Source organism: Cellulomonas sp. P4_D11 (genome assembly GCF_056401915.1).
The window spans coordinates 1-13,892 of sequence record NZ_JBFUIK010000033.1; the positions used below are offsets into that span (position 1 = coordinate 1).

Genomic DNA, 13,892 nt, shown 5'->3' on the forward strand with positions numbered 1-13,892 from the left:
GGCCGAGGTCGTCGAGCTGGCGTCGCTGGCCCGCGCCGCCCACCGCGTCCGGCGCCACCGCATGGCCGGGCTCGCGGCCGCGGCGGCCGCGCTCCTGGTGATCGGTGGCGTCGCCGGCGCGTTGGTCGACCGGCCCGCCGGCACGCCCGAGGCCCTGCCGTCGTCCACGGCGTCGTCGGCGTCCCAGGTCACCGCGCTGGAGCTGGAGCCGGTCGGTGACGTCGCGGTCAGCGCGGACCTGACGCTGGAGGAGAAGGGCTGGGGCACCCGGATCGACTGGGAGTGCCGCTACCCCGTGGCGGCGTGGCCGGACGGCGACGGTCCGACGTACGAGCTTGTCCTGGTCGACGACGACGGCACCAGCACGGTCGTCGCGACCTGGCTCGCCCGCAACGTCGGTGCGCGCGGCCTCGGTGCGTCGTCGAGCATCGCCACGGACACCATCCGCCGGGTGGAGATCCGCGTGGAAGGCTCCGACGAGCCGCTGGCCGCCGCGCAGACGTGAGGCTCAGGCGGGGAGGCGGCCGTTGACGGCGATGCTGATGGCCGCCTCCTGCCCGAGCAGGTGACGGGCCGCGACCGGCAGCTGGATCTTCGCCAGCCAGCTCCCGGTGGCCGAGTCGAGGTCCTGAAGCTGCTGGTCGCTGGCCTTGTCGGGCACCCAGTCGCGGATGGCGGTCGTCAGCGACGAGTTCCACACGGCCCACGAGCGTGGCGGCGTGCCGTCCGGGTGGAACTCGATGTCGACCACGAGCACGTCGGACCAGTCGGCCGTCTGCTCCAGGTGGTCGAGGAACGAGAGCAGGTGGTCCTTCTTGCGCAACGAGATCAGCCTGAGCTGGAGGACGTGGCGCATGGTCGGCACGTCCGGCCGCGTGGCCGCGGTCGAGAGGTAGGTCCGCACGAGCGGGATGGGCGTGCTCGGCGCATCGGTGGCCTTCGGCCGTTCGAGCTGGATGGGACACAGGTGCGCGGTGCTCTGCTCGTGCAGCACCACGGGGAGCCCGCGGATCGACAGCGACGTCTCGAGCTGCCACACCGTGTCGTCGTCGGGCGTCCCCGGCACCACCACGTCCGTCAGCTGGGCCCGCACCTCGACGTCGCCGAAGAGGAACCGCTGCAGGTTCTGGTACCCCTCCTCGGAGTTCACGATGCCGAACCGGCCGGAGTGGCTGCGGTGGACGAGCGCGCGGGGGGTGTCCTTGACGTACGCGTTCTCGATCTGGACCAGGCCGTCGCTGCGCGCCCCGACCGCCTTGGCGGACAGCCCGAAGGCGGACGTGTAGTCGGTGGGGTTGGTGCCCACGAGGCAGAAGAACCGGTCCTTGGGGAACCCGTCCTCGGGCATGACCGTGGCGTCCCAGCCGTCCGGCACGCGCTTCTTCGTCGAGCGCTCCGGCGTCAGGTACTGGTACATCCGCGCCGGGCCGAAGATGTCCGCGCCGGCGAGCCCGGTCAGGTCGCGCAGCTTCTCCAGGGCGCCGAACCCGATGGCGAACTCGATCCCGCCGTGCGGCGTCGCATACGTGAACACCCGGTCGACGAACGCCTTCGCGGCGTCCGGTGACCCGTCCGTCTTCTCGGGTGCGACCTTCTGGATCATGGACCGGACGATCAGGCCGCCCATGGAGTGGGCCACCAGGAACACGCGCGGCGCCCCGGTCTTCTTCCGGACCAGCGTCACCAGGTCGAACAGGCTCTCGGCCGCGCGCTCGATGCTGAAGGCGTTCGGGTCCTTGGTGAGGTTCGGGGCGAACTCGTCGTAGAACCGGTGCACCCAGATCGTCGCCGGGTCGATCGTGCCGTCGTTCCGCTGCTCGAGGTACGCGCTCTGGTTGCCCTGGACCAGCAGCTGGTAGCCGTGGTCGATCATGAGGCGCAGCAGCGGGCTCTCGAACTGGTGGAACGCGGGGCGGTCCGTGTCGTCCACCCGCACCTGGACCGACCCCTCGTTGAACCCGTAGAAGGGGTCGTCGACGGCGGTGTTGATGCCGGACGGTCCTCCGGCGAAGCCGCGCACGTAGATCACCGGGAGCCTGCCGCCGGTCTGGTCGCCCATCTGAACCTCCGTCTGCGGTCCGACGCTCATCGCCCTCGCGACGCTGTGAAGGAGCCGGTAGCGCGGCCGTCGATACGAGATCCTTCCAGCGGATCAGGGCCGTGACGAGAGGAAGGGCGTGCCCGCCACCTCGAGGGTCTGCGCCGCGGGCGTGCCCGGAGGCGCCACGACCTGCAGCTGGTCCGTGGTCCGGAGCAAGGACTCGAGGACGCGCACGCCGGCGCTACCGAGGTGGACGACGTCGCCCAGGTCGACCGTCACCGGCACCAGGCCGTTCCGCGACATCCGCAGGACCTCGGCCTCGACCTGGGCGGCGGCCGCACGGTGGTCGACGGAACCGCCGACGCGGACGAGGTGGCCGCCCGACGAGTCGGTGCTGAGCGCGAGCGGTGCGGCGGCCCGCGTCACCGCGTCCGAGACGGCGTCCGCCTGGTCGACCGGCGCAGGCCGACGGGCCGGGCACTCCAGCGTCACCGCGGTCCCGTCCGGTCCGGTCTCGACGGCGACCTCCAGTCCCGCGGACGCCATCATGCTGAAGCCGCGGCCGCGCTCACCGGGATCCGTGTCGGGCTCGCGCCACCGCCCGTGGTCGCGCACGACGACCTCGACCATGGCGTCGTCGCGGATCACGGCGCGGATCTCGACCGTGCCGCCGTCCGTGTCGCGGTACGCGTGCTCGACCGCGTTCGCCATCACCTCGCTCACGCCCAGAACGAGCGCGGACCGGTCTCTCGCCCCGAGACCGAAGCCCAAACCCCACGTGTCCATGGCGCCGCGAACCCCCGCCAGCTGCCCGGGGTCGGCGGTCACGGTGAGCTCGAGCGGGGCCGGTGCCGGGCGTCGGTGGGCCGCCAGCAGCGTCACGTCGTCCGTGAAGCCGTCGTCGATGAGCACCCGGGGCACCTGCTGGCAGATCCGTCCCGCCACCGACCCGCCGTCCGAGCCGTCGCGGTACGCGTCGGACGCGGTGCGCCGCAGCTCCGCGAGCCCGTCGCGCAGGGGGCGGTGGTTGTTCTCGACGAGCCCGTCGGTGAACAGCAGGATCGCGTGCCCGTCGGGAAGGTTCGCGGTGGCCACCCTGCCCTCGGTGCGGGACCCGAGGGGGCCGTCGCCGGTCGGCTGGAGCAGGTGGGCACCCTCGGGACCGACGACGAGCGGGGCCGGGTGCCCGCGGGTGGCGTACTCGAGGTCGCCCGTGTGCGGGTCGAGCAGCGCGACGCACAGGGTGGCCGCGAAGGCGCCCGAGACCCGCCCGGCGAAGGCCTCGACGGCTTCGAGGGCGCTGAGGATGCCCGCGCCCTCCAGCAGCCGGGCGGCGAGCACCGCGCGCAGCTGGCTCATGATCGCGGAGGCCTCGACGCCGTGGCCGACCACGTCGCCGACGGTCAGCGACACCCGTCCGTCCGGGAGCGTCGCCGAGTCGAACCAGTCCCCGCCGGCGGCCTGCTCCAGCCCGGCCACCAGGTAGGTCGCGGCCACGTCGACGCGCGGGAGCAGTGGGACCGTCGAGGGCAGCAGCGCGCCCTGGAGCCGCAGGACGACCTCGCGAGCCCGCGCGAGGCGTTGGTCGGCCGTCGCTGCGCCGGCACGCTCCAGCTGCGTCGCGCGCAGGCGCGTCGTGACGTCGACGCCCGCCGCGACCGCCCCGACCACCGCCCCCGCCTCGTCGCGCCACGGGGTGATCGTCAGGTCGAGCCAGATCCCCGAGGCCGGATGGGACCAGTCGGCCACCACCGGCACCTGGTCGTCGTGGGACGGCTCCCCGGTCCGGAGCGCCTCGGTGAGCGCCGTCACGACGGCCTGGAACCCGGGGTCGCGCAGGTCGTGGAGGCTCACGTCGAGCAGGGCGCCGCGCTGGAAGGTGTCCCGGGCCCCGCGGTTGGCTGCGACGATGCGCAGGTCGGGGGCGCGGACGACGATCTGGAACCCGGGGGAGGCGTCGAACGCACGAAGGACAGCGTCCTGGTCGACGTACCCGTCGGACGCCATCCGCCCTCCTCAGCTCGTGGGGATCGCCTGGCTCCGCGCCGGCGTCGCAGTCTGCGGCGCGCTGATCACGTCCAGGCCGTGCGCTCCCGCGAGTCCGAGGCTGGCACCGGGGGAGAGCACTATGCGCATCCTCACACCTGCGGCCGCACTTCGCCGGTGGGCGGCGGTCAGGGCGGAGACCCCGACGGACCCGAGGTGGGAGACGTCGCGCAGGTCGACCACCATCGCGCCCACCTCCCGTGCCTTGATCATCAGCTGGGTCACGGCCGCGGTGAGCTCGTGCGCGGTCGCGAGGTCGACCGGTCCGCCGATGCGGACCACCGGCACGTCCCCTGCCGTGTCGAACGTGACGTCGAGGCTCGGGCTCGTCCGCGCCGGGACCGTCTCGGCGAGGGCGTCGGTGAGGCTGGCGAAGAAGAAGTCGTCGAGCCGCTGCCGCGTGTCCGAGCCGAGGCCGCCGCCCACCTCGACCGCGGTGACCAGTCGCTCGGCGAGGGTGAGGAGCCGGACGTTGCGCTGCTGCGAGCCCCACCGGAGCAGCTCGAACGCGGCATCGCCGTCGATCCCGTAGCCGAGCATGAACGCGCCCTTGGCCTGGTCGATCACGGCGTGGGACCGCAGTGCCTGGGTGAGCTCCTCGTTGACGCGGTGCGCGACCGCGTCGCGCTGGGACGCCGTGACGTCCACGAGGAAGCCGGTCACGGCGCGCAGCCCGGAGTCGTCGTCCTCGCCCGCGCCGGTCAGGGTGACGGTGCGTTCCGCCCCACCCAGGTCGAGCAACCGGTACTGGCAGCCGAACGGGGCGCCGTCGACTCCGCACTGCCCGATGGCGTCCAGCACGCGGCCGCGGTCCTCCGGGTGGATGTGTCGCGACATCAGGGCGAGGGTCGGCACGACGTCGCCGGGAGCCATGCCGTGGATGGTGAACATGCCGTCGGACCACCACCACCGACCCGTCGCTGCCGTGTATCGGAAGCGACCTACCTGGGCGGGCGTGTGGTTCGGGATGGGCACGGCGTCCTCCGCGATGCCCCGGTCGGGGCGGGAGCTCTCTCGTGGGCTCGTGGCTGAACCCGTGCGTCCGACGGACGATCGGGCCCGGCGGCTGCGTCCCGCAGCGTACGTCAGGATCGCTCGCTCAGCCCGTCGACAGCCGTCAGTGCAGGAGTCGCCGCCAGTTGTCGGGAACGCGGCCGGCGGGGCCCGGAACGGTCTGCTCGGCGGGCCGGTGCTCGGGGGCTGCGAGCGGGGGACCTTCGACGTAGTCGTCGGCCGGGTAGTCCCAGAACCAGTCCTCGCCCGGCTCGAACGTCCGCACCACGGGGTGCCCGGTGGCCCGGAAGTGGGCCGTCGCGTGCTGGGAGGGGGACGTGTCGCAGCAGCCGATGTGGCCGCAGGTGGCGCACCGCCGCAGGTGGAACCACCACCCCTCCGTCGCGTCGCACTCCACGCAGCCGGTGCCGCTGGGCGGGACGGTCGGGTCGATGGCGGTCTGGCTCACGGGGTCGGTCCTTCCGTCGAGGTGTAGGGCAGCCGGACGAGGAACTGCGTGTCGCCCGGTTCGGACGCGACGGAGAGGTCGCCGTGATGCTTGCCGACGACGATCCGCCACGAGATGTCGAGCCCGAGCCCGGTACCGGAGCCCACGGGCTTGGTGGTGAAGAACGGCTCGAAGATCCGCCCGACGACCGCGTCGGGGATGCCCGGGCCGGTGTCCGCGACGACGACCTCCAGCCAGTCCTCGACCCGCCGCGTGGTGAGCGTGAGGGTGCCGTGCCCGTCCATCGCCTGCGCCGCGTTGTCGATGAGGTTGGTCCACACCTGGTTGAGCTCGGCCGCGAAGACGTGGATGGGCGGCAGGGTCCGGTCGTAGTCGCGCACCACGGTGATCCCGTCGCCCAGCTGGCGCTCGAGCATGGTGAGCGTGCTGTCGAGCAGCTCGTGGATGTCCACCGTCTGGTCGGGCGCCCGGCCGATCTGCGAGTACTGCTTCGCGGCCCCGACGAGGCTCGAGATCCGCCCCGTGGCGTCCTCGACCTCGTTCATGAGCGACTCGGTCTCGAGCGTGTAGGAGAGCCACCGCACGGCGCCCTCGAGCACCTCGTCGCCCACGCAGGAGGCGACCATGTCGAGCCACTTCACGCCGAGGTCGGCGGCGACGAAGCTCGGGGCGAGCTCCCACCCGCCGCTGATCCCGTGGTCGTCCATCCAGTCGCCGAGCTCGTCCTCGAGGTCCGACACCTCGAGGGGCGACGGCACGACCCCGGACGCGCGCGCCCGGGCGAGGGCCGCGACCGCCTTCTCCTGCAGGTGGATGATCTGCCCCAGCTGCTCGCGGTCGTACGGTCCGGAGGCGATCATCGCGAGCTTGTGGCGCATGCCGGCCACCCGCTCCCGCAGGGTCGCCGTCGCTCGCGTGGCCGCCGCGGCGGGGTTGTTGAGCTCGTGGGTGAGCCCGGCCGACAGGGAGCCCAGCGCCAGCAGCCGCTCGCGCTGCCCGATCGCGGCCTGCGAGCTCTGCTGCCCGAAGAACAGCCCCTCGAGCAGGTGGACGGCCATGGGGAACCAGTCGTTCATGAACGCCGCGAAGTCGGCGGCGGCGAGCACGTAGTACCGCGACGGCTCGAGCACGCGCAGGGTCTGCGTGTACGTCTGCGGCACCCGGTCGCCCAGGTAGGCGGCCCACGCGCCGGCGTAGACGCCGACCTGCGCGGTCCGGGCGATCTCGACGTCGTCCACGCCCACCCGCCGGTACATCGCCAGGGAGCCGGAGAGCATGACGTAGAAGTCGGTGGCCGGGTCGCCCTCGCGGTACAGCACGCCGGGGTCGATGTGCTCGACGTGACCGTGCCCGCACAGCCAGAGCAGCTGCTCGTCGCTCAGGCGCTCGAACAGGAACATGGTCCGCAGCTCGTCGATGTCGCACGCGAGGTGCGTGCGCGTGGTCGTCGCCAGCGGTGCCGCGGTCGGTTGAGTGGTGGTCACAGCTGCTCCAGGTAGCGGTGGACGAGCATCACGGCCATGGCGCCCTCGCCCACGGCGGAGGCCACGCGTTTGGCGGACTCGGCGCGTACGTCGCCGGCCGCGAAGACCCCGGGGACGCTCGTCTCCAGGTGGTACGGAGGCCGGTCGAGGGGCCAGGTGTCCGGCACCTTGCCCTCGACCAGCAGGTCGTGACCCGCACAGACGAAGCCGTGCTGGTCCCGTGTCACGGTGCCGTCGAGCCAGGTGGTCAGCGGGGCGGCCCCGATGAACACGAACAACCAGCCGGTGTCCGCGGATTCCTTCTCGCCCGTCACGGTGTCGCGCAGCACGATCTGCTCGAGGTGGTCGTCGCCCGACGCCTCGATCACCTCGGAGTGGACCCGCACCACGATCTTCGGGTTCTGCTCGACCTGCTCGATCAGGTAGCGCGACATCGACTGCTCCAGCGACGCCGCCCGCACGACGAGAGTCACCGACCGGGCGTGCCGGGACAGGTACATCGCCGCCTGGCCGGCCGAGTTGGCGCCGCCGACCACGTAGATGTCCTGGTCGGAGCAGGCGGTCGCCTCCGTGAGCGCCGACCCGTAGTAGACGCCGCGCCCGGTGAGGGCGCCGATCCCCGGACCGTCGAGCTCGCGGTACGCCACGCCGCTGGCGACGATCACCGTGTGCGCGTCGACGGTGCTGCCGTCGTCGAACCGCACCGACCGTCCGGAGCCGTGCACCTCCAGCCCGACGGCGTCGCGGGTCATCACGATCTCGGCGCCGAACTTGAGCGCCTGCCGACGCGCGCGCTCCGTCAGCTGGGCGCCGGAGACGCCGTCGGGGAAGCCGAGGTAGTTCTCGATGCGGGAGCTCTGCCCGGCCTGCCCGCCGGTGGCGCTGCGCTCGACCAGCGCCGTGCGCAGGCCCTCCGACGCGCCGTACAGCGCGGCGCTCAGCCCGGCGGGGCCGCCGCCGATGACGACGAGGTCGTAGAACCGCTCGGACGGGCTCACCGACAGGCCGACCTGCGCCGCGAGGTCGCCGTCGGTGGGCGCCACGAGGACCGTCCCGTCGGTGGTGACGACGACCGGCAGGGCCGAGTCGTCCGTCTTCGCGGCGTCGAGGAGCACGCGGCCCTCGGGGCTGTCGCTGGCGTACCAGCGGTACGGGACCTGGTTGCGCGCGAGGAACTCGCGGACCTCCGACGACCGCGCCGACCAGCGGTGGCCGACCACCTTCGTCTCGGCGACGGTCCGCGGCGGGTTGGCGGTCCACGCCTCGAGCTGCGCGTCGATCACCGGGTAGAACTTCTCCTCCGGCGGGTCCCACGGCTTGAGCAGGTAGTGGTCGAGGTCGACCACGTTGACCGCGTCGATCGCGACGTCCGTGTCCGCGTAGGCGGTCAGCAGGATGCGCCGCGCCTGCGGATAGATGTCCATGGCCTGCTCGAGGAACTCGATGCCGGTCATCACGGGCATGCGGTGGTCGGCCAGCAGGACGGCGACCTGCTCGCCGCGCAGCCGGAGCTCGCGCAGGGCCTCCAGGGCCTCCGGACCCGAGTCCGCGCGAACCACGCGGTACGCGTCCCCGTAACGTCGGCGCAGGTCACGGGCCACCGAACGGGAGACCGCCGGGTCGTCGTCGACCGTGAGCAGCGCCGGCTTGCGCTGCGGTTCCCCTGCTACCTGACCCACGTGGTCCCCTCTCGTCGTGCCCAGTCTGTGCAGATCCGTGCCTGCCGCGCATCCGTCGTGCGACGGGCCTCAGTCTCCGACCGCCAGCGCGGCACCGCCGGTGATCCGGACGAGCTCGTCGAAGGTCGTCGGAAAGACCGTGTGCGGCGTCCCGCCTGCGGCCCAGACCTGCGGGTAGTCGGCCAGCGCGACGTCGACCACGGTCTCGAGACGATGGGGGTGGCCGAGCGGCGCGACGCCCCCGATCGCCTGTCCCGTGGCCGACCGCACCTGGTCGGGCGTGGCCCGGCCCACGTGCGTCTTGCCCAGCTGCCGCGCGAGGGCGGCGGTGTCCACCCGGTGCCGGCCGCTCGTCAGGACGAGCAGGGGGTGGTCGTCGGCCCAGAACACGAGGCTGTTGGCGATGGCCCCGACCTCGACCCCCACGGCCGCGGCGGCCTCCGCGGCGGTGCGCGCCGAGTCCGGCAGCTCCACGACGTCGCCGCGCACCCCGGCCTCGGCGAGCGCGGTCGCGACGACGCGGGAGCGGGCGGGCAGGTGGGAGAGGTCGGTCACGGGGTCTCCTTCGGCGCGGGCGCGAGCCGGCGGCGCGGTCGCAGGCGGATGTTGGGCAGCTCGGGGGCGGGGATGCGGGCGCCGTCGTGCCCGGCGACCAGGCCGAACCGGTCGGCCCGTCCGTCGGACTCCCAGTCGGCGCGCGCCTGCGCGACGTCGGCGTGCGTCCGGCCGACGAAGTTCCACCACATGACCAGGTCGTGCGCGAACGGCGCCCCGCCCAGCAGCAGGAGCCGGGCGCCGTCGCGCGAGGTGAGGCGCACGAAGTCGCGGCCGTCGCCCAGGTAGAGGAGCCCGCTCGTGGTGTGCGGCGTGCCCGCGACCTCCGCCGTGCCGCCGAGCAGGAGCACGGCGTGCTCGAAGCCGCGCACCAGCGGCACCTCGATGTCGGCGTGCGCGTCGAGCACCACCTCCGCGCCCAGCAGAGGGGTGTGCACCCGCGCCGGCGACCACGTCCCGTCCAGGTCGCCGATGAAGACCGTCGCCCGGGCCCGCGGCGCCTCCCACACGGGCAGGTCGCCCACCTGGACGAACCCCGCCGCACCGTCGGCGACCCCGTCGGGCAGGGCGACCCAGAGCTGCACGGCGTGCAGCAGCGGTTCGGTGCCCAGTGAGAACTCCGAGTGCGCCACCCCGTGCCCGGCGGTCATGAGGTTGAGCTGGCCCGGCCGGACCACGGCCTCGGACCCGACGCTGTCGCGGTGCAGGATCTCGCCGGCGACGGGCCACGTCACCGTCTGCAGGCCCGTGTGGGGATGGGGGAGCACCCGCATGTCGACGTGCTGGGGGCCGAACTCGTCGAGGAAGCACCAGGCGCCGACCGTCGGCAGCGCGCGTTGCGGCAGGGTCCGGCGCACCCGCATCGCGCGCACCCCGCCGAGGGGCACGTCGCGCGCCTCGTGCAGCTCCACCACGGGTCCGTGCGAGGGCACGAGGTCGCACACCTCCGGCACCGGCCGCACCTCGAGGTTCGTCATGGAGCCACTGTAAAAGTCGGACCTCACACATGGGGGCCCTCGAGCGTCTGCAGACTGTGAGCGTGAAGGAACCCTTCGAGCGCGTGGTCGTCGTCCACGGACCCACGGTGCTGCGCGTGTGCCGCGCGGTGGTGGGCCCGGTCGACGCCGACGACGCCTGGTCGGAGACCTTCCTCGCGGCCCTGCGCGCCTATCCCGACCTGCCGGCCGACGCCAACGTCGAGGCGTGGCTGGTGACCATCGCGCACCGCAAGGCGATCGACGTGGTGCGTCGCGCCGCCAGGCACGCGCTGCCCGTCGCCGACGTCCCCGACCGGGCCGAGCAGCCGCCCGGCCGGGACCTCGATCTCTGGTCGGCGGTGGCCGCCCTGCCGACAAAGCAGCGCCAGGTGGTCGCGTACCACCACCTCGGAGGCCTGCCCTACGACGACGTCGCCGCCCTCGTCGGCGGCACTCCCGCCGCCGCCCGCCGCGCCGGGTCCGACGGCGTCGCGACGCTGCGCCGGACCATGACCCAGGAGGACCGATGACCACCGACGACCTGTTCCCGGACGTGTCCGGGGCCGACCTCGCACGCCTGCACCGCGACCTGACGGCACGGGCCGCGGCCGACGGGCTGCTCGACATCGCCTACCGCACCGTCGACAGCCCGGTCGGCACCCTGCTGCTCGCGCGGACCGCGCGCGGGCTCGTCCGGGTCGCGTTCGCCGTCCAGGACCACGACGCCGTGCTCTCCGCCCTGGCCACGTCGGTGAGTCCCCGCGTCCTGGAGGCGCCGCAGCAGCTCGACGACGTCGCCCGCGAGCTGGACGAGTACTTCGCCGGGCGGCGGACCACCTTCGACGTGCCGCTCGACCTGCAGCTCCTGCGCGGGTTCCGCCGTGACGTCGTCCTGCACCTGCCCGACATCGCCTACGGCCGGACCGCGAGCTACGCGGCGATGGCCACGCTGGCCGGCAGCCCCCGCGCGGTCCGGGCCGTCGGCACGGCGTGCGCGCTCAACCCCCTGCCCGTGGTGCTGCCGTGCCACCGGGTGGTGCGCTCGGACGGCTCGCCCGGGCAGTACGCCGGGGGACCGGACGCCAAGCTCACGCTCCTGGAGCTCGAGACGCGTGTCGGGGCGGCGGCGTAGCGTCGTTCCCATGTGCCGGAACATCACCACGCTCCGAGGGCTCGAGCCGCCCGCCACCTCGGAGGAGATCGAGGCCGCCGCGCGGCAGTACGTCCGCAAGGTGACCGGGGTGCAGTCGCTCAGCGACGCGACCCGCGAGCCCTTCGAGGACGCCGTCCGCCAGGTCGCGGCGATCACCGCCCGGCTGCTGGACGAGCTGCCCGCCCGCCGTCAGCCGCCGACCACCGTCCCGCCGCTGCGCCGCGCCGACGTGCAGGCGCGGATCGCCGCCCGGGAGGCGCACGAGCGGGCGCACGAGCTCGGTCTGCCGCACGGGCACGACGACGAGGACGAGCTCGAGCACGTGCACGAGCACGCCGGGGTCTAGAGGGGCCAGCGCACCAGCCGGGGGATGCCGTCGGGAGCGACGGCGGCGAGGGCGAGGAACCGGGCCTCGGCGCGGTGCAGGCGGATGTGCTCGTCCAGCGACCACGTCGGACCGTTGGTGAGCTCCATGCCGCACGCGCAGGCGATGGTCACCCGGCCGTCGTCGGTGGTCGTCACCTGACCGACGGTCGTGTGCTCCGTGGCGGCGCGGACCTTGGCGTGGCGCATCTCGGCGCTCACAGCCTCGACGGGATCGCTCATGACCCCATCCTGGTGCAGGAGGCTCAGTTCTCCGCCCGGATCTGCTCGTCGTCGACCAGCTGGTCGAGCTCGAACGACTCGTCCCACTCGCCGCCGCCGAGGCTCGGCATCATCGCGCGCAGGCGGGGCTGCCAGGCGTCGGCACGCTCCGGGAAGCACCGCTCGAGCAGGTCCAGCATGGTGGCCACGGCCGTCGAGGCGCCGGGCGAGGCTCCCAGCAGGCCCGCGATCGAGCCGTCGGACGAGGTGACCAGCTCGGTGCCGAACTCCAGCACGCCGCCCTGGGCCTTGTCCTTCTTGATCACCTGGACGCGCTGGCCCGCGGTGATGAGCTCCCAGTCGCGCGGGTGGGCCGTCGGCATGAACGCGCGGAGCGTCCGGAGCCGGTCGGTGTCGGTCGCGGTGACCTCGCCGACCAGGTACTTGACCAGGTCGAGGTTCCGCAGGCCGACGGCGAGCATGGGGACCATGTTGCCCGGCCGGATCGAGCGCAGCAGGTCGGTCCAGGAGCCGTTCTTGAGGAACTTCATGCTCCAGCCCGCGTACGGCCCGAACAGGAGCGCGGTGCCACCGTCGACCACCCGGGTGTCCAGGTGGGGGACCGACATGGGGGGCGCGCCGATGTCCGCCTTGCCGTAGACCTTCGCTTGGTGCCGCGCAACGATCTCGGGGTTGGTGGTCTTGAGGAACTGGCCGCTGATGGGGAACCCGCCGAAGCCCTTGGCCTCGGGGATGCCCGAGCTCTGCAGCAGGGTCAGCGCACCGCCGCCCGCGCCGATGAACACGAACCGCGCGGCGACCTTGCGGCTGCGCAGGTGACCGTTCCAGCGGCGGTCGGCCACGCGCAGCGACCACGTGCCGTCCTTCTTCTTGCGGAGCCTGGTGATCTCGGACTCGAGGTGCAGGCGCGCGCCGCGGGCGGTGGCGTCGGCGATCATTGCGCGCGTCAGGCGGCCGAAGTCGACGTCGGTGCCGGCGGCCGCGCGGGTGGCAGCGATGGGCTCGGCCGGGTCGCGGTCGTCCACGAGGAGCGGCGCCCACCGGGCGATCTGTTCGGGATCGGTGCTGAACTCGAGGTCGGAGAAGAGGGGGTGCTTGCGCAGCGTCTCGAACCGGCGGCGCAGGTAGTCGGCGTTGTCCGCGCCCCGCACGAACGTCATGTGCGGCGTGCTGGACAGGAAGCCGTCGCCCCCGGGCAGGCGGTCGTGGGTCGCCAGGTGGTGCCACAGCTCGCGCGACAGCTCGAACTGCTCGTTGATGGTGACGGCCTTGGAGATGTCGATGCTGCCGTCCGCCCGCTCGGGCGTGTAGTTGAGCTCGCAGAGGGCGGCGTGGCCGGTGCCGGCGTTGTTCCAGGCGTTCGAGCTCTCCTCGGCGAGAGCCGGGCGCCGCTCGTGGATCTCGACCGTCCAGGTGGGCTCGAGGCTGGTGATCAGCGCGGCGAGGGTCGCGCTCATGATCCCGCCCCCGACGAGGACGACGTCGACGATCTCTTCGCGTTCTGGCACGTTCAGGATCGTATGTTGACGTCGAGATACCTCCCATCCCGGCAGCGTGTGATCTTCCCCACGCGGGCTCGGTCGAGCGGGGTGGAGGCGGGTCCGTGTCACGCGCCGTCCACCCCGCGGCTCAGCCGTTCGCGCAGGTGGTTCCGTTGATCCGGACCCAGGTGGCGCGGGCGTCGGTCGAGCGGAAGATCCCGCGGACGCCGCCGACCTTCGACGACGTGCAGACCGCCGGGCAGGACGTGGGACGCCGCCGGGCGACGACCGCCGCGACCGTATCGATGCGCTTCGACCCCGTAGCAGGGAGCGAATCGTTCAGCCCGCGACGGGACGTCGTCGACCAGGGGGTGGTCCGCGCGTGCGTGCGAGCGCGGCGAGCGGTAG

At 73.1% G+C, this 13,892-nt stretch carries 13 protein-coding genes and 1 pseudogene; 4 read left to right on the forward strand and 10 right to left on the reverse strand.

Translation table 11 applies throughout. From position 1 onward, the window contains the following. Window positions 1-505, forward strand: a pseudogene (locus AC1DT4_RS16640) (anti-sigma factor family protein); the annotation flags it as partial. 3 nt (window positions 506-508) lie between these two features. Here the strand turns inward: AC1DT4_RS16640 and AC1DT4_RS16645 are convergent. The 8 genes from AC1DT4_RS16645 to AC1DT4_RS16680 all read right to left on the reverse strand — a co-directional run bounded on the left by AC1DT4_RS16645 (window position 509) and on the right by AC1DT4_RS16680 (window position 10,244). After that, the gene (locus AC1DT4_RS16645; RefSeq protein WP_477090902.1) at window positions 509-2,059 is read right to left on the reverse strand and encodes an esterase/lipase family protein; all 1,551 of its coding nucleotides are present in this window, start codon (window positions 2,057-2,059) and stop codon (window positions 509-511) included. 93 nt (window positions 2,060-2,152) lie between these two features. Then, window positions 2,153-4,048: an ATP-binding SpoIIE family protein phosphatase gene (locus AC1DT4_RS16650; RefSeq protein WP_477090903.1), complete on the reverse strand. Its 1,896-nt coding sequence runs from the start codon at window positions 4,046-4,048 to the stop codon at window positions 2,153-2,155. A gap of 9 nt (window positions 4,049-4,057) precedes the next feature. After that, a complete protein-coding gene (locus AC1DT4_RS16655) occupies window positions 4,058-5,062 on the reverse strand; it encodes an ANTAR domain-containing protein (protein ID WP_477090904.1) in 1,005 nt (334 codons plus the stop codon). A gap of 142 nt (window positions 5,063-5,204) precedes the next feature. Beyond that, entirely contained in the window at window positions 5,205-5,549 is a 345-nt protein-coding gene (locus AC1DT4_RS16660) for a UBP-type zinc finger domain-containing protein (protein WP_477090905.1), read from the reverse strand. Beyond that, window positions 5,546-7,033 (reverse strand): ATP-binding protein, encoded by a 1,488-nt coding sequence (locus tag AC1DT4_RS16665; RefSeq protein ID WP_477090906.1) that lies wholly within the window; start codon window positions 7,031-7,033, stop codon window positions 5,546-5,548. Before AC1DT4_RS16665 ends, AC1DT4_RS16660 begins: the two co-directional genes overlap by 4 nt. Continuing rightward, a complete protein-coding gene (locus tag AC1DT4_RS16670; RefSeq protein ID WP_477090907.1) occupies window positions 7,030-8,712 on the reverse strand; it encodes an NAD(P)/FAD-dependent oxidoreductase in 1,683 nt (560 codons plus the stop codon). Before AC1DT4_RS16670 ends, AC1DT4_RS16665 begins: the two co-directional genes overlap by 4 nt. A gap of 69 nt (window positions 8,713-8,781) precedes the next feature. After that, complete coding sequence (locus tag AC1DT4_RS16675; RefSeq protein ID WP_477090908.1) at window positions 8,782-9,267, reverse strand: YbaK/EbsC family protein; 486 nt, start codon at window positions 9,265-9,267, stop codon at window positions 8,782-8,784. Further along, on the reverse strand, window positions 9,264-10,244 hold the full coding sequence (locus tag AC1DT4_RS16680; RefSeq protein WP_477090909.1) for a pirin family protein: 981 nt from the start codon (window positions 10,242-10,244) through the stop codon (window positions 9,264-9,266). Before AC1DT4_RS16680 ends, AC1DT4_RS16675 begins: the two co-directional genes overlap by 4 nt. A 62-nt stretch (window positions 10,245-10,306) precedes the next feature. Here AC1DT4_RS16680 and AC1DT4_RS16685 point away from each other — a divergent pair, with 62 nt between their 5' ends. Genes AC1DT4_RS16685 through AC1DT4_RS16695 form a run of 3 tightly spaced genes read left to right on the forward strand, consistent with a single transcriptional unit; the run spans window position 10,307 to window position 11,743 of the window. Further along, window positions 10,307-10,774 (forward strand): RNA polymerase sigma factor, encoded by a 468-nt coding sequence (locus AC1DT4_RS16685; protein ID WP_477090910.1) that lies wholly within the window; start codon window positions 10,307-10,309, stop codon window positions 10,772-10,774. Continuing rightward, window positions 10,771-11,376 (forward strand): methylated-DNA--[protein]-cysteine S-methyltransferase, encoded by a 606-nt coding sequence (locus AC1DT4_RS16690; RefSeq protein ID WP_477090911.1) that lies wholly within the window; start codon window positions 10,771-10,773, stop codon window positions 11,374-11,376. The genes AC1DT4_RS16685 and AC1DT4_RS16690 overlap by 4 nt, the downstream gene beginning before the upstream one ends. 10 nt (window positions 11,377-11,386) lie before the next feature. Beyond that, window positions 11,387-11,743 (forward strand): DUF2277 domain-containing protein, encoded by a 357-nt coding sequence (locus tag AC1DT4_RS16695; RefSeq protein WP_477090912.1) that lies wholly within the window; start codon window positions 11,387-11,389, stop codon window positions 11,741-11,743. Here the strand turns inward: AC1DT4_RS16695 and AC1DT4_RS16700 are convergent. Together AC1DT4_RS16700 and mqo are read right to left on the reverse strand one after the other, a co-directional pair. Next, window positions 11,740-12,003: a hypothetical protein gene (locus AC1DT4_RS16700; RefSeq protein WP_477090913.1), complete on the reverse strand. Its 264-nt coding sequence runs from the start codon at window positions 12,001-12,003 to the stop codon at window positions 11,740-11,742. The genes AC1DT4_RS16695 and AC1DT4_RS16700 overlap by 4 nt on opposite strands. A 23-nt stretch (window positions 12,004-12,026) precedes the next feature. Further along, the gene (mqo, locus tag AC1DT4_RS16705) at window positions 12,027-13,511 is read right to left on the reverse strand and encodes a malate dehydrogenase (quinone) (RefSeq protein ID WP_477090914.1); all 1,485 of its coding nucleotides are present in this window, start codon (window positions 13,509-13,511) and stop codon (window positions 12,027-12,029) included. Window positions 13,512-13,892: the final 381 nt, after the last annotated feature.